Source organism: Rahnella sp. AN3-3W3, from assembly GCF_003263545.1.
GTDB classification, from domain to species: domain Bacteria; phylum Pseudomonadota; class Gammaproteobacteria; order Enterobacterales; family Enterobacteriaceae; genus Rahnella; species Rahnella variigena.
Map to the genome: position 1 here is coordinate 118,445 of NZ_JYDG01000010.1, position 15,338 is coordinate 133,782.

General features: G+C 51.4%; 10 protein-coding genes. 7 read left to right on the forward strand and 3 right to left on the reverse strand.

Annotation, left to right across the window (positions count from 1 at the left end; genetic code table 11):
- Nucleotides 1-123: 123 nt before the first annotated feature.
- The 7 genes from cmoM to UC15_RS04745 all read left to right on the forward strand — a co-directional run bounded on the left by cmoM (nucleotide 124) and on the right by UC15_RS04745 (nucleotide 11,018).
- Nucleotides 124-909 carry a tRNA uridine 5-oxyacetic acid(34) methyltransferase CmoM gene (gene cmoM / locus UC15_RS04715; RefSeq protein ID WP_112287357.1) on the forward strand — a complete coding sequence of 262 codons (786 nt, stop codon included), beginning with the start codon at nucleotides 124-126 and terminating at the stop codon, nucleotides 907-909.
- Nucleotides 906-2,228, forward strand: coding sequence for a chromosome partition protein MukF (mukF, locus tag UC15_RS04720; RefSeq protein ID WP_112287358.1), 1,323 nt, complete (start codon nucleotides 906-908; stop codon nucleotides 2,226-2,228). The genes cmoM and mukF overlap by 4 nt, the downstream gene beginning before the upstream one ends.
- The gene (gene mukE / locus UC15_RS04725) at nucleotides 2,209-2,940 is read left to right on the forward strand and encodes a chromosome partition protein MukE (protein WP_112287359.1); all 732 of its coding nucleotides are present in this window, start codon (nucleotides 2,209-2,211) and stop codon (nucleotides 2,938-2,940) included. Before mukF ends, mukE begins: the two co-directional genes overlap by 20 nt.
- Nucleotides 2,937-7,385 (forward strand): chromosome partition protein MukB, encoded by a 4,449-nt coding sequence (mukB, locus tag UC15_RS04730; RefSeq protein ID WP_112287360.1) that lies wholly within the window; start codon nucleotides 2,937-2,939, stop codon nucleotides 7,383-7,385. Before mukE ends, mukB begins: the two co-directional genes overlap by 4 nt.
- A 354-nt stretch (nucleotides 7,386-7,739) precedes the next feature.
- Nucleotides 7,740-9,590 (forward strand): L,D-transpeptidase, encoded by a 1,851-nt coding sequence (gene ldtD, locus UC15_RS04735; protein WP_112287361.1) that lies wholly within the window; start codon nucleotides 7,740-7,742, stop codon nucleotides 9,588-9,590.
- Nucleotides 9,591-9,769: 179 nt separating this feature from the next.
- Nucleotides 9,770-10,321 carry a YcbK family protein gene (locus tag UC15_RS04740; RefSeq protein WP_112287402.1) on the forward strand — a complete coding sequence of 184 codons (552 nt, stop codon included), beginning with the start codon at nucleotides 9,770-9,772 and terminating at the stop codon, nucleotides 10,319-10,321.
- 49 nt (nucleotides 10,322-10,370) lie between these two features.
- Complete coding sequence (locus UC15_RS04745; RefSeq protein WP_112287362.1) at nucleotides 10,371-11,018, forward strand: MBL fold metallo-hydrolase; 648 nt, start codon at nucleotides 10,371-10,373, stop codon at nucleotides 11,016-11,018.
- A gap of 75 nt (nucleotides 11,019-11,093) precedes the next feature.
- On the opposite strand, the gene UC15_RS04750 is transcribed toward UC15_RS04745, so the two are convergent.
- The 3 genes from UC15_RS04750 to asnS form a co-directional block, all read right to left on the reverse strand.
- Complete coding sequence (locus tag UC15_RS04750; RefSeq protein ID WP_112287363.1) at nucleotides 11,094-12,284, reverse strand: amino acid aminotransferase; 1,191 nt, start codon at nucleotides 12,282-12,284, stop codon at nucleotides 11,094-11,096.
- 241 nt (nucleotides 12,285-12,525) lie between these two features.
- Entirely contained in the window at nucleotides 12,526-13,638 is a 1,113-nt protein-coding gene (gene ompC, locus UC15_RS04755; RefSeq protein WP_112287364.1) for a porin OmpC, read from the reverse strand.
- A 299-nt stretch (nucleotides 13,639-13,937) separates the two neighbouring features.
- Nucleotides 13,938-15,338 (reverse strand): asparagine--tRNA ligase, encoded by a 1,401-nt coding sequence (gene asnS / locus UC15_RS04760; protein ID WP_112287365.1) that lies wholly within the window; start codon nucleotides 15,336-15,338, stop codon nucleotides 13,938-13,940.

A 15,338-nucleotide genomic window follows, 5' to 3' on the forward strand; every position in this document is an offset into this window, starting at 1 on the left:
AAAACGACATCCGGGCATGAATCCGCGTCAGGATGATTTATTCTATGCCAGCCTGTGCCAAAATAGCAGGCCGCGCTGATAAACCCTTTAACAGAATGCACCATCAGGAACAGGTATCTCTTCATGCAGGATCGTAACTTCGACGATATGGCGGAAAAGTTTTCGCGCAATATCTACGGCACAACTAAGGGACGTATCCGTCAGGCTGTGCTGGGTCAGGATCTGCAAGAATTGCTACAAACGCTGCCTCAGCGACCATTGCGTATTCTTGATGCGGGTGGCGGTGAAGGGCAAATGGCCTGTGAACTTGCTGCTTTAGGACATCAGGTCTTGTTGTGCGATCTCTCCGGTGAGATGATCCGACGCGCCGAGGCCGCGGCGGTGGAAAAAGGTGTGAGCGGGAACATGCAATTTGTACAATGTCCGGCTCAGCACATCGCTGAACATTTGGAACAGCCGGTTGATCTGATATTGTTCCATGCGGTCATTGAATGGCTGGCAGAACCGCGTCAGGCACTGGCCGCGCTGCTCGATTGTCTGGCACCGGGTGGCGCATTATCGCTGATGTTTTACAATATTCACGGTCTGGTCATGCGGCATATGATCCTCGGCAACTTTGGTCACGTCGAAGCCGGTGTGCCAAAAATCAAAAAAAGCTCCCTGTTACCCGATCATCCGCTGGAACCTGCGCAGGTTTATCAGTGGCTGGAAGAACTGGGAGTGCAGATAAGCGGTAAGACCGGTGTTAGAGTGTTCCACGATTATTTGCGAAACAGACAACAACATAAGCAGGATTTTGACGAGCTTTTGGCGCTGGAGCAGCGTTATTGCCGTCAGGAACCTTTTGTTAGTTTGGGACGCTACATCCATGTGATGGCGCACAAACCCATTCTGAAGGACGAATTATGAGTGAATTTTCCCAGACTGTACCCGAACTGGTCGCCTGGGCACGGAAAAATGATTTCTCAATTTCGCTGCCAACGGAGCGGCTGGCTTTTCTTCTGGCGATTGCCACGTTAAACAGCGAGCGCCTTGACGGGGAAATGAGTGAGGGTGAACTGGTCGATGCGTTTCGTCATGTCAGTAAAGGATTTGAGCAGACAAACGAAACCATTACCGTACGTGCCAATAACGCCATCAATGACATGGTGCGTCAGCGCTTGCTCAACCGTTTTGTCAGTGAAATGGCGGATGGCAATGCCATTTATCGCCTGACACCGCTGGCGATCGGCATTTCAGATTATTACATCCGCCAGCGTGAATTTTCCACGTTGCGGTTGTCTATGCAGTTATCGATTGTTGCGCAGGAACTCAAACGCGCTGCTGATGCGGCCGAAGAGGGCGGCGATGATTTCCACTGGCATCGCAATGTCTACGCGCCGCTGAAATATTCCGTTGCTGAGATTTTTGACAGCATCGACATGACCCAGCGCATCATGGACGAACAGCAGCAGGGCGTAAAAGACGATATTGCTGCACTGCTGAATAAAGACTGGCGCGCGGCCATTTCCAGCTGTGAAATCCTTCTGTCAGAAACCTCAGGCACGCTGCGTGAACTACAGGATACGCTTGAAGCTGCCGGTAACCTGTTGCAGGCGCATCTGATGCGCATTCAGGACGCCACCATGGTCGAACTCGATTTGAGTTTCGTCGATAAACTGGTGTTCGACTTACAGAACAAACTCGATCGTATTACCAGCTGGGGTCAGCAGGCCATTGACCTGTGGATTGGTTATGACCGCCATGTGCATAAATTTATCCGTACTGCGATCGACATGGATAAGAACCGGGTATTTGCTCAACGTCTGCGTCAGTCGGTGCAAAACTACTTTGACCAGCCGTGGACGCTCACCTTTGCCAATGCCGATCGTCTGCTGGATATGCGTGACGAAGAGCTGGCACTGCGCAGCGAAGAAGTGACCGGTGAACTTCCGCCAGATCTCGAGTTTGAAGAATTTAACGAAATCCGCGAACAACTTGCGGCATTGATTGAACAGGCATTACAGGTTTATCAGCAACAAAAAACGCCGCTCAATCTGGGCATGGTAATGCGCGAATACCTCAAGCAGTATCCGCGTGCCCGACACTTTGATGTCGCGCGAATTGTGGTCGACCAGGCGGTACGCCTTGGTGTGGCTGAAGCAGATTTTTCAGGGTTGCATGCCGAATGGCAGGCAATCAATGATTACGGAGCCAAGGTGCAGGCCCATGTCATCGACAAATATTGAACACATAATGCCAGCTAAGCTGGCGCAGGCACTGGCAAATTCAGTGTTTCCTGCTCTCGACAGCCAGCTGCGTTCTGGCCGTCATATTGGCATTGACGAACTGGATAACCACGCTTTCCTGATGGACTATCAGGAAGAAATGGAACTGTTTTACAGCCGCTACAGCGTGGAATTAATACGGGCCCCGGAAGGTTTCTTCTATCTTCGTCCGCGCTCCACCACGCTTATCCCGCGTTCCGTGCTCTCTGAGCTGGACATGATGGTCGGAAAAATTCTCTGCTATTTGTATCTCAGCCCGGAACGTCTGGCGCATGAGGGGATTTTTACCCAGCAGGAACTTTATGATGAATTACTGAGTCTGGCCGACGAAAGCAAATTGCTGAAATACGTCAACCAGCGCTCTACCGGCTCTGACCTGGATCGCCAGAAGTTGCAGGATAAAGTCCGCACTTCACTGAACCGCCTGCGCCGTCTGGGCATGGTGTATTTCATGGGCGTCGACAGCACTAAATTCCGTATTACAGAAGCAGTATTTCGCTTTGGTGCGGATGTCCGCAGCGGCGATGACGCGCGCGAAGCTCAGTTGCGGATGATCCGCGACGGCGAAGCGATGCCAGTCGACAGCGCGTTGTCCTTGAACGACGAAAATGAAGACGGCGAACCGCTGGCAGGGCAGCAAGGGCATGAAAGCGCAGAGGATGAACAGGAATGATTGAACGCGGTAAATTTCGCTCACTGACGCTGGTTAACTGGAACGGTTTTTTCGCCCGGACATTTGACCTCGATTCACTGGTCACCACGCTTTCCGGTGGTAACGGTGCGGGTAAATCCACCACCATGGCCGCTTTTGTCACGGCGCTGATCCCCGATCTGACGTTGCTGCATTTTCGTAATACCACCGAAGCGGGGGCAACTTCCGGCTCACGTGATAAAGGTCTGCACGGTAAATTACGCGCCGGTGTCTGTTACTCCGTTCTGGATGTGGTGAACTCCCGTCATCAGCGCATTGTCGTGGGTGTTCGTCTGCAGCAGGTTGCGGGGCGTGACCGTAAAGTCGATATCAAACCTTTCACCATTCAGGGCTTGCCGGTTGCGGTGAACCCGACAGAAATGCTGACGGAAACCGTTGGCGAACGTCAGGCGCGCGTGTTGCCTTTGCATGAACTGAAAGAGCGCGTTGAAGCAATGGAAGGCGTGCAGTTCAAGCAGTTCAACTCGATTACCGATTACCATGCGCTGATGTTCGATCTGGGTGTGATCCCGCGTCGTCTGCGTTCAGCGTCTGATCGCAGTAAATTCTATCGCCTGATCGAAGCATCACTTTACGGCGGTATCTCCAGCGCCATCACCCGCTCCCTGCGCGACTACCTGTTGCCGGAAAACAGCGGTGTGCGTAAAGCCTTCCAGGATATGGAAGCCGCGCTGCGTGAAAACCGCATGACGCTGGAAGCGATCCGCGTTACGCAATCTGACCGCGACCTGTTTAAGCATCTGATTTCGGAAGCAACGTCGTACGTGGCCGCCGACTATATGCGTCATGCCAATGAACGCCGCATTCATCTCGATGGTGCGCTGGTGCTGCGTAATGATTTGCTGACCAGCCGCAAACAGCTTTCCAGTGAGCAATATCGTCATGTTGAAATGGCGCGTGAGCTGGCTGAGCAGAGCGGTTCGCAGAGCGATCTGGAAACCGATTATCAGGCTGCGAGCGATCATCTGAGTCTGGTTCAGACCGCAATGCGTCAGCAGGAAAAAATCGAGCGTTACGAAAGTGACCTCGAAGAGCTGACGTACCGTCTCGAAGAGCAGAACGAAGTCGTCGCAGAAGCCAGCGAACTGCACGCAGAGCACGAAGCACGTGCGGAAGCGGCTGAGCTGGAAGTGGACGAACTGAAAAGTCAGCTGGCCGATTACCAGCAGGCGCTGGACGTTCAGCAAACCCGTGCGATCCAATATCAGCAAGCCCTACAGGCTATTGAGCGTGCGCGCGACCTTTGTCAGATCCCTGATCTGAGTATTCAGAACAGTGAAGAATGGCTGGAAACATTCCAGACTAAAGAGCAGGAAGCTACTGAAATCCTGCTGATGCTGGAACAGAAAATGAGTGTGGCGTCTGCCGCCCATAATCAGTTCGAAAATGCCTATCAGCTGGTGGTGAAAATCGCCGGTGAAGTGAGCCGCAGCGAAGCCTGGCAGACCGCGCGTGAATTGCTGCGCGACTGGTCTTCACAGCAGCATCAGGCGGAACGCGTAGAACCGCTGCGGATGCGTTTGTCCGAGCTGGAAGGCCGTCTGCGTGAACAGCAGGATGCTGAGCGTCAGTTGCAGGAATTCTGTAAACGCACCGGTCAGGATGTGCATCCGGAAGATCTGGACGAAATGCAGCGTGAGCTGGAAGTACAGATCGAAGAATTGCAGGGCGTTGTCTCGCAGGCCGGTGAACGTCGTATGCAAATGCGTCAGGAACTCGAGCAGGTTCAGTCGCGTATTCGCGAGCTGACCGCCCGTGCCCCGGTCTGGCTGGCCGCACAGGAAGCCCTCAGCCAGCTGAGTGAACAAAGTAAAGAACCGCTGGAAAGCAGCCAGCAGGTGACCGAATACATGCAGCAGTTGCTGGAAACGGAACGCGAAACCACGGTTGAGCGTGACGAAGTCGCTGCCCGCAAACGTCGCATTGAAGGCCAGATAACGCGCCTCAGTCAGCCAAGCGGTGCAGAAGATTCCCGCATGATCGCGCTGGCAGAACGCTTTGGTGGCGTACTGTTATCTGAAATTTATGATGACGTTACCATCGATGATGCGCCTTACTTCTCCGCGTTGTATGGTCCGTCACGCCACGCGATTGTCGTGCCTGATTTGTCTCTGATCCGCGATCAGCTGGACGGTCTGGACGATTGTCCTGAAGATCTCTACCTGATTGAAGGGGATCCGCAGTCATTTGATGACAACGTGTTTGAAGTGGAAGAAATGCAGGGCGCGGTGCTGGTGAAAACCGGTGACCGCCAGTGGCGTTATTCTCATTTCCCGCAGGTACCGTTGTTTGGTCGTGCGGCGCGTGAAAACCGTCTCGAAACTCTGCATAAAGAACGCGAAAATCTTTCTGAGCGTTATGCGACCTTGTCGTTTGACGTGCAGAAAATCCAGCGTGCGCATCAGGCATTCAGCCGTTTCATCGGCAGCCATCTGGCCGTTGCGTTTGATGCCGATCCGGAAGCAGAAATCCGCACCCTGAGCGGACGTCGTGGCGAACTGGAACGTGCCATCAATGCACATGAAGGCCAGAATCAGCAACAGCGTCAGCAATACGAGCAGGCGAAAGACGCTATCGGTATGCTAAATAAATTGCAGCCGCGCGTTGGCTTACTGTGCGATGAAACGCTGATCGACCGTGTGGAAGAAATCCGCGAAGAAATGGAAGAGGCGCAGGATGCTGCCCGTTTCATTCAGCAACACGGTGTTTCGCTGGCTAAGCTGGAACCGCTGGTGTCAGTGCTGCAAAGTGACCCGGAACAGCATGAGCAACTGAAAGAAGATTACGCACAGGCGCAGCATTCACAGCGTCTGGCGAAGCAGCAGGCCTTTGCGCTGACCGAAGTCGTTCAGCGTCGTGCGCACTTCAGCTATACCGATTCTGCCGGCATGCTGAACGAAAACAGCGACCTGAACGACAAACTACGTCAGCGTCTGGAACATGCGGAAGCGGAACGTACGCGTGCCCGCGAGCAGATGCGTCAGCATCAGACTCAGCTGACTCAGTACAGTCAGGTTCTGGCCTCGCTGAAAAGTTCGTTCGATGCCAAACGCGATATGCTCAAAGAGCTGAGCCAGGAATTGCAGGATATCGGCGTTCAGGCGGATCCGAATGCCGAAGCGCGAGCCAAAACCCGTCGTGATGAGCTGCATACTGCATTGAGCACTAACCGTGCCCGTTGCAACCAGCTGGAAAAACAGATCACCTTCTGCGAAGCAGAAATGGACAATCTGCAGAAAAAACTGCGCAAACTGGAGCGCGATTATCACCAGAGCCGTGAGCAGGTCGTGTCCTCGAAAGCGGGCTGGTGTGCGGTCATGCGTCTGGTAAAAGATAACGGCGTTGAGCGTCGTCTTCACCGTCGTGAGCTGGCTTACATGGATGGCGACGAACTGCGTTCGATGTCGGATAAAGCATTGGGTGCGCTACGTCTGGCGGTGTCTGATAACGAACATCTGCGCGATGTGCTGCGTCTTTCAGAAGATCCGAAACGTCCGGAACGCAAAATCCAGTTCTACATTGCCGTGTATCAGCATCTGCGTGAACGTATTCGTCAGGATATTATCCGCACCGACGATCCGGTCGAAGCCATCGAACAGATGGAAATCGAGCTGGGACGTCTGACTGAAGAACTGACCGCCCGCGAACAGCAACTGGCCATCAGTTCTAAAAGTGTGGCGAACATCATCCGCAAAACCATTCAGCGCGAGCAGAACCGTATCCGTCAGCTCAACCAGGGGCTGCAGGCCGTGGCGTTTGGTCAGGTAAAAAGTGTGCGTCTGAACGTGAACGTGCGTGAAGCACATGCGGGACTGCTGGATGTTCTTTCTGAACAGCAGGAACAGCATCAGGATCTGTTCAGCAGTAATCGTCTGACCTTCTCGGAAGCGCTGGCCAAACTGTATCAGCGTCTGAATCCGCAGATTGATATGGGTCAGCGTACGCCACAAACCATCGGCGAAGAACTTCTGGATTACCGCAACTACCTGGAAATGGAAGTGGAAGTTAACCGTGGTTCAGACGGCTGGCTGCGTGCGGAAAGTGGCGCGCTGTCGACCGGTGAAGCGATCGGTACCGGTATGTCGATTCTGGTGATGGTGGTTCAGAGCTGGGAAGATGAGTCGAGCCGTATGCGTGGCAAAGATATTTCGCCATGTCGTCTGCTGTTCCTTGATGAAGCCGCGCGTCTGGATGCGAAATCCATCGCCACGCTGTTCGAGCTTTGCGACCGTCTCGAAATGCAGTTGATTATCGCTGCGCCAGAAAACATCAGCCCGGAAAAAGGGACGACGTATAAACTGGTGCGAAAAGTATTTGGCAATAATGAACATGTACATGTGGTGGGTTTACGCGGTTTTGCCGCAGAACTTCCTGCACTGGCCAACACGGAAGCTGACGTTTCCTGATTATTTTCAGAATAGGATCATGCCCCGGCTTATGTCGGGGCTTTTTTTTTTGCCATAGCGCTAATTGTTTAATTTATATGAAATTTCTATGAAAATTTCTTCCCTGATTAATCAGAGGATAAAGATATTCTCAATCACTGGATGAAATCTGAGCTGATAGATTGTCGTTGCATGGAAAGTACCCAATGAAACCTTTATTTCGTCTGACGGCTGGCTTAGAGTCTTCAGGTACACGCGGACTGCATTTCATTGAGCTACCGCGCAAAAAAAGAATTCTGTTTATATACTTAAACCAGACATTGCTGGCTTAATTTTGGGGAATGAATTGGGCACTTTACCGGGAGGCAAGGGAAGATGTTAATGAATCAAAGGTCTCTCAAGTTTTTAGTCGCCAGCTGTTTGCTGGCGAGCGGTCTGTCTCCGTGGTTTGCTGCCTGGGCGGCAGTTCCCACTATGCCGGTCGGAAAAACCACGTTATCCAGCGTGCAAAGCATGAGCCAGCTGCAGGCAGAATTGATGCCAAGAGGCATCCGGCCTCTCTATCTGTCATCTCTCTCGTCGCTTTACGCCGCTAACCATATGCAGCCGATGTGGAAAGATCGTGAAACGATACAAATATTCCAGCAGCAGTTAGCTGAGCTGGCTATTTCCGGTATTCAGCCGCAGTTTACCCAATGGGTGAAATGGCTGACTGACCCGGAGGTGACCGGTATGGCACGCGACGTAGTGCTCTCTGATGCGATGCTGGGCTATCTCCAATTTACCAGCAGCGTGGAAGCCAACGGGGATAAGTGGCTTTACAGCACGACGCCGTACAAGATGACCACACCTTCGCTGACAGTGATTAATCAGTGGCAACTGGCGGTGCGCCAGGGTGATACCGCGCACTATATGTCGACTCTGACGCCACAGCACCCTTATTACGCCAAAATGCATGACGCGTTGAAAACGATGCTGGCGGACAACCGTCCGTGGCCTGCGATGCGCGGTTCAGCAAGCTTGCGACCTGATCAAATCAGTGATGATGTTCCGGCGCTGCGTGAGATCCTCACCAGAACGGGCATGATGGTTGCCTCGCCGCAGGAAACCAGTGCGCCTAAACCGACGGATGAAACCATAGCCCCGAATACGCCGGGGAGCGCGGCGAATGATGATTTGTCTGTGGATGAAACCGCAGACAAAGCGCAGCCAGCCACCCCAGCGGTGAGTCCTTCTGCGACGTCGGTCCAGGATGTTCTGCCTTCGGTTCAGTCCACTGAAACGCCGGCACCGGCTGCCTCTGTAGCTGTTGCGAATAATCAGTACACGCCAGATTTAGTGGAAGCAGTAAAACGTTTTCAGAAATGGCAGGGACTTGAGGCGGATGGGATTATCGGCGGGCGTACGCGCCAGTGGCTGAATGCTTCACCACAGCTGAGAGCCACTTTACTGGCGCTGAATATTCAGCGATTGCGAATTCTGCCAGGGAATGTGAATACCGGAATTATGGTCAACATTCCAAACTATCAGCTTACCTATTACCTTAACGGCAGTGAGGTGCTGTCGTCGCGGGTGATTGTCGGGCGGCCAAGCCGGAAAACGCCTCTGATGAGCAGTGCGCTCAATAATGTGGTGGTGAATCCACCGTGGAATGTGCCGACAACATTAGTACGTGAAGATATTGTGCCGAAAGCCATGAATAATCCGGGCTACTTCCAGCAGCATGGTTATCAGGTATTGTCAGGCTGGAGCAATGACGCGGAAGTCATCGATCCTTCCATGATCGACTGGGCAATGGTGTCCCCTAATCACTTCCCTTACCGTATCCGTCAGGCTCCTGGAGTCAGCAACTCGCTTGGCCGGTATAAATTTAATATGCCGAGCTCTGATGCAATTTATCTGCATGACACGCCAAACCATAACTTGTTCAGCAAAGACATTCGTGCGCTAAGTTCAGGGTGCGTGAGGGTCAATAAAGCGTCTGAACTGGCGAATATGTTGTTACAGGATGCCGGCTGGAATGACACCCGTATCTCTTCTGCTTTGCAGGGCGGTAACACCACTTACGTGGCAATACGACACCATATACCGGTAAAACTGTTTTATCTGACGGCGTGGGTTGCAGATGATGGTAAACCGCAGTTCCGCACAGATATTTACAATTATGATTCCACAGTGAGATCCGGAGCACAAATTTTGCCTCAGGCAGAAATTTTGCTTCAATAAATGCAGTAAAACTAATCTGATAAGGGTCAGAGTATTTGGCCATACAACGAGCGTGAGCCACTGGCACGCTCGTTTTGCGTTTCAGGGTCGCTTGACTCGCTGATATTTGGCGGTTAAGGTTCGAAACGGTGCAAAAATCGCACTTCTTTTTGACTCTCTTATCGGATAGTAAACTGTTCATGAATGAAATCGACAAACATCGCCGTAAATGGCTGGCACTGGGCAGTGCCGCTATGGGGATTGCATTCCTTCCGGGTCGTGCATTCGCCACTCTTTCCACTCCTCGTCCGCGTATTTTAGTCGTTAATAACTTAAATACCGGCGAAACCCTCAAAACAGAGTTTTTTGATGGAAAGCGTTACAACAAGGATGAGTTGGCTCGGTTGAATCATCTGTTCAGAGACTATCGGGCGGAAAAGGTTAAAGCCATCGATCCCGCCTTATTCGATCATCTTTATCGTCTGCAAGTTATGCTCGGCGGCACCAATAAACCTGTTCAGTTAATTTCTGGTTACCGCTCTCTGGCGACCAACAACAGCATGCGTGAACCAGGCAGTGGCGTAGCAAAACACAGTTACCACACGCTCGGACAGGCGATGGATTTCCATATTCAGGGAATCGAATTGAGCAATATCCGCAAAGCAGCGTTAAAAATGCGGATGGGTGGTGTAGGATATTATCCACGAAGTAACTTTGTGCACATCGATACCGGCCCCGCACGGACCTGGTGATGTGTGTAATTAATGGCCTGCCGATGTGCAGGCCATTTTGTGGAGCCCTATGAAAATCCATCTTATTACCGTCACGGCCTTCAGCCAGAACTGCTCTCTGATTTGGTGTACGAAGACCAATCAGGCCGCCATTGTCGATCCCGGCGGTGAAGCCCCGCGTATCATTCAGGAAGTGTCTGCCAAAGGCGTTCTGGTTACTCAAATTTTGCTCACGCACGGTCATCTTGATCACGTAGGTGCCGCCGCTGAACTGGCTGCTCATTATCAGGTGCCCGTTATTGGCCCGCAGAAGGAAGATCAGTTCCTGCTTGATGCTTTGCCAACTCAGAGCCAGATGTTTGGCCTTGACCATTGTGACCCGCTGACGCCTGATACCTGGCTCGAGGAAGGTGACACCGTGAGTGTGGGCGAAGAAACCTTATCTGTATTACATTGCCCGGGTCATACGCCGGGGCATATTGTTTTCATCAATGATGAAACGCGTATTGCCATTTCCGGTGACGTGATTTTCAAAGGCGGCGTAGGGCGAAGTGATTTCCCGCGCGGTGATCATCAGGCGCTGATCCACTCGATTAAAACCAAGCTGTTGCCTCTGGGTGATGACATGGTCTTTATTCCAGGTCATGGCCCGATGTCTGACTTTGGTTACGAGCGTAAAAACAATCCTTTCCTGCAGGATGAAATGCCGGTCTGGTAATTATTGATTGCCTGAATACAAAAAGCCCGTCAGTGTCCTGACGGGCTTTTTTAATCGAGAAGCAGTGCTTAACGATTACAGTACGGCGACGATGGCTTCACACAGTGGTGCCATATTGTCGAGTGTGATACCCGCAACGTTGATACGTCCTGAATTCACCGCGTATACACCGAATTCATCCCGTAACCGCAATACCTGATCTTTGGTCAGGCCGCTGAAAGAGAACATCCCGTTCTGATTGATAATAAAGCTGAAATCCTGCTGCGCCCCTTTTTCCTGCAAGGTGCTGACAAACAACTGACGCATACGGTGGATACGCTGACGCATATCGCTCAGTTCCTGCTCCCACAGCGTGCGCAAGGCTTCGTTACCCAGAATGGTAGCTACAACTGCTGCGCCGTGTGCTGGCGGGTTAGAGTAGTTTGCACGGATAACCGATTTCATCTGACTGAACGCGCGATCGGCGGTTTCAGCGTCAGCGGCGACTAAAGTACAGGCGCCGACACGTTCATTATACAGGCCGAAGTTTTTCGAGTAAGAACTGGCGACCAGTAACTCTTTATGGCTGGCAACAAACAGGCGCAGACCCGCGGCATCTTCTTCCAGACCCTTAGCAAAACCCTGATAAGCGAAATCGAACAGCGGTAACCAGCCGTTTGCCACAGACAATTCAGCCAGCTTCGCCCATTGTTCTTCAGTCGGGTCGATACCCGTCGGGTTGTGGCAGCAACCGTGGAACAACACTACGTCACCGGCTTTCGCTTCGCTCAGGCTTTTCAGCATGCCGTCGAAATCAAGACTGTGATTGGCTGCGTCGTAATAGTTGTACTCTGCAACTTCCAGGCCTGAAGCGGAAAATACGCCTTTATGGTTCGGCCAGCTTGGATTGCTGACCCACACGCGTTTGGCGCTGGTTTGTGTCGCAATAAAATCTGCTGCAATGCGCAGGGCACCGGTACCGCCAGGCGTTTGTGCCGTGCGCGCACGCTTATCCGCAATCACTGCGCTGTCTTTACCGAACAGCAGTTCCTGCGTGCAATGTGCAAAATCAGGTAATCCGTCGATGCTCAGATAGGTTTTCGTTGTTTCATTTTCCAACAGAAACTGTTCGGCTTTCTTCACGCTGGCCAAAACCGGCGTTTTACCCGTTTCATCTTTATAAACACCAATCCCAAGATTGATTTTATTCGAGCGGTCATCAGCGCGGAAAAGATCGGTAAGACCCAGAATAGGGTCAGCAGGTGCTGCAGTGATTTTTTCAAACATGTCGGAAAATTCCATAGCCTGATATGACGAAAGAGGGCATCAGGGTACCGCCAGCGCTGTCGTTTGCCAACCGTTTGCGGCAAAAAGAAAGCAGAGTTGTGAGAAGGCGTGTGAGATTAAAATTTTTTATGGAAGAGGGTAGCAAAGTTCGTTTTTTGAATTGATTAAATGCAAAAGGCAGAGCCGAAGCTCTGCCTTGATATCCACTTTGATGCGCCCGAAAGCGCATCGTCAAGCGATATTAGAACTGGTATTGCAGACCAACACCAACGATGTCGTCTGTGCTACGGCCAGATGCTTTGGTGTAGCTGTTGTCGTCCAGCAGGTTGATTTTGTAGTCAACATAGGTAGACATGTTTTTGTTGAAGTAGTAGTAAGTACCTACTTCTACGTATTTAACCAGGTCAGCATCGCCGCCGCCGTAGGTAGAACCATTTTTGGTGAAGCCGTTCAGGTCCTTACCTTTAGACTGCAGGTAGGCGATAGATGGGCGCAGACCGAAATCGAACTGGTACTGAGCAACAACTTCGAAGTTCTGAGTTTTGTTAGCAATAGAGCCCGGGTTGCCGTAATCAGTGGTGTTACGTGATTCACCGTAGAAGGTCGCCAGGTACAGGTTGTTAGCGTCGTATTTCGCGCCGAATGCGTATGCGTCAGCTTTATCACCAGCACCGTCACGCTTCTGCAGAGAGGTACGGTTAGAAGAGAAGTAAGCACCTGTCAGGCTAACACCGGAGTCGCCGATAGCATAAGCGGCAGAAGTACCCCAGCCGTCGCCATTGGAATCAACTGCGCCACGATCGTCACGACCTTCGTCGTTTTTACCCTGGTACTGTACAGCGAAGCTCAGGCCATCAACCAGACCGAAGAAGTTGCTGTTACGGTAAGTTGCCATGCCATTACCACGACCAACCATGAAGTTGTCGTTGTTCTGGTACATGGTGTCATCGCCAAAGATTGGCAATTGGTCGGTGTAGGACATTACGTCGTAGATTACGCCGTAGTTACGACCGTAGTCGAAAGAACCTGCATCGCCAAATTTCAGACCAGCGAAGCCCAGACGAGTTTTGTTGCCTTCGTCGCCAGCGCTTTCTGCGTGGTTAGCCTGAACGTTGTATTCCCACTGGCCGTAACCGGTCAGTTGGTCAGTAATTTGAGTTTCGCCTTTGAAGCCGAAACGGACATAGGTCTGGTCGCCATCGTCGCCAGCGTTGTCAGAGAAGGTGTGACGCGCGTCAACTTTACCGTACAGATCCAGTTTGTTGCCGTCTTTGTTATAGATCTCAGCTGCGTTAGCTGCACCAGCAACTAACAGAGCAGGGATTACCACTGCAAGAATATTGCGCTTCATCATTATTATTACCCTCATTGGTTTTATTTGGACACCTGCCACTGCCTAAATAATTCTTTACGGAACTATTCACGAAAGTTTGGTGTCTCCTGTGTCTGAACGCACTATTCCATCCGTAGTAAGCTTAATCCATAGCGAAAATGCTACTAAATTACTAAATATGTTTCAGTCAGAAAAAATGTATTGCAAAATGTGTATTTTACGGAACTTTGTGACAGGGATCTATCTTTCAAAATGACTAAGGCCAGCATTGCTGGCCTTAGTTTTGTAACTATTTTGTTAATTAGAAATAGTTTAATTAATTAGAAGGTTGCACTACGTGGTGTACGTGGGAACGGGATCACGTCACGAACGTTTTGAACACCGGTCACATAAGCAACTAAACGTTCAAAACCTAACCCGAAGCCAGAATGCGGGACAGTGCCGTAACGGCGAAGATCGCGATACCACCAATAATCTTCTTTATTCAGACCCATTTCAGCCATTCGCGCGTCCAATACATCCAGACGTTCTTCACGCTGAGAACCCCCGATAATCTCACCAATACCTGGCGCAAGAACGTCCATTGCGGCAACAGTTTTGCCATCATCGTTCATACGCATGTAGAAGGCTTTGATATCTTTAGGGTAGTTTTTGACCACAACAGGCGCTTTGAAATGCTGCTCAGCCAGGTAACGTTCGTGTTCAGAAGAAAGATCAACACCCCAGGAAACCGGGTTTTCAAATTTCTGGCCACAATTCATTAGGATTTCTACAGCATCGGTGTAATCCACTTGCGCGAAATCGGATGTTACAAATCGCTCAAGGCGCGCAACAGCATCTTTGTCTACGCGATCGGCAAAAAAGGCCATATCGTCTGCACGTTCGTCTAAAACGGCTTTGAAAACATATTTAAGCATGTTTTCAGCCAGTGACGCGATGTCATCCAGCGTAGCAAAAGCCACTTCCGGTTCAACCATCCAGAACTCAGCAAGGTGACGGCTGGTATTTGAGTTTTCTGCGCGGAAGGTCGGGCCGAAGGTATAAACCTTGGACAGCGCACATGCATAGGTTTCACCGTTAAGCTGACCGGAAACGGTAAGGAACGCTTCTTTACCGAAAAAGTCTTCGCTGAAGTCGATTTCGCCTTTGTCGGTACGCGGCAGGTTTTGCAGATCCAACGTAGAAACGCGGAACATTTCACCCGCACCTTCGGTATCGGAAGCAGTGATCAGCGGAGTGGACACCCAGAAGTAGCCGTTTTCATGATAGAAACGGTGAATCGCCTGAGACAGGGTGTTGCGCACACGTGCAACGGCGCCAATCAGGTTGGTGCGCGGGCGAAGGTGAGCCACCTCACGCAGGTATTCGATACTGTGGCGTTTTGCCGCCATCGGGTAGGTATCAGGGTCATCCACCCAGCCAACAACTTTAACAGCGGTTGCCTGCAGTTCGAAACTCTGGCCTTCGCCAGGAGATGCGACAACAGTACCGGTCACTTCTACTGAACAACCCGTCGTCAGACGCAGGACGTCTTCCTGATAATTGGGCAGAGAATTATTGATGACGGCCTGTAAAGGATTAAAGCAGGAGCCGTCATAAACGGCGACGAATGAGATACCAGCTTTAGAATCTCTCCGGGTACGTACCCAACCGCGTACGGTGACTTCACTGTCAACCGCAGCACGGCCTTGCAGTACGTCGACTACAGGCACAACGCTCAT

Excerpts from the sequence above, each read along its gene's own strand:
- cmoM (WP_112287357.1), top strand. The coding sequence starts at position 124 with ATGCAGGATCGTAACTTCGACGATATGGCGGAAAAGTTTTCGCGCAAT.
- mukF (WP_112287358.1), top strand. The coding sequence starts at position 906 with ATGAGTGAATTTTCCCAGACTGTACCCGAACTGGTCGCCTGGGCACGG.
- mukE (WP_112287359.1), top strand. The coding sequence starts at position 2,209 with ATGTCATCGACAAATATTGAACACATAATGCCAGCTAAGCTGGCGCAG.
- mukB (WP_112287360.1), top strand. The coding sequence starts at position 2,937 with ATGATTGAACGCGGTAAATTTCGCTCACTGACGCTGGTTAACTGGAAC.
- ldtD (WP_112287361.1), top strand. The coding sequence starts at position 7,740 with ATGTTAATGAATCAAAGGTCTCTCAAGTTTTTAGTCGCCAGCTGTTTG.
- UC15_RS04740 (WP_112287402.1), top strand. The coding sequence starts at position 9,770 with ATGAATGAAATCGACAAACATCGCCGTAAATGGCTGGCACTGGGCAGT.
- UC15_RS04745 (WP_112287362.1), top strand. The coding sequence starts at position 10,371 with ATGAAAATCCATCTTATTACCGTCACGGCCTTCAGCCAGAACTGCTCT.
- UC15_RS04750 (WP_112287363.1), bottom strand. The coding sequence starts at position 12,284 with ATGTTTGAAAAAATCACTGCAGCACCTGCTGACCCTATTCTGGGTCTT.
- ompC (WP_112287364.1), bottom strand. The coding sequence starts at position 13,638 with ATGATGAAGCGCAATATTCTTGCAGTGGTAATCCCTGCTCTGTTAGTT.
- asnS (WP_112287365.1), bottom strand. The coding sequence starts at position 15,338 with ATGAGCGTTGTGCCTGTAGTCGACGTACTGCAAGGCCGTGCTGCGGTT.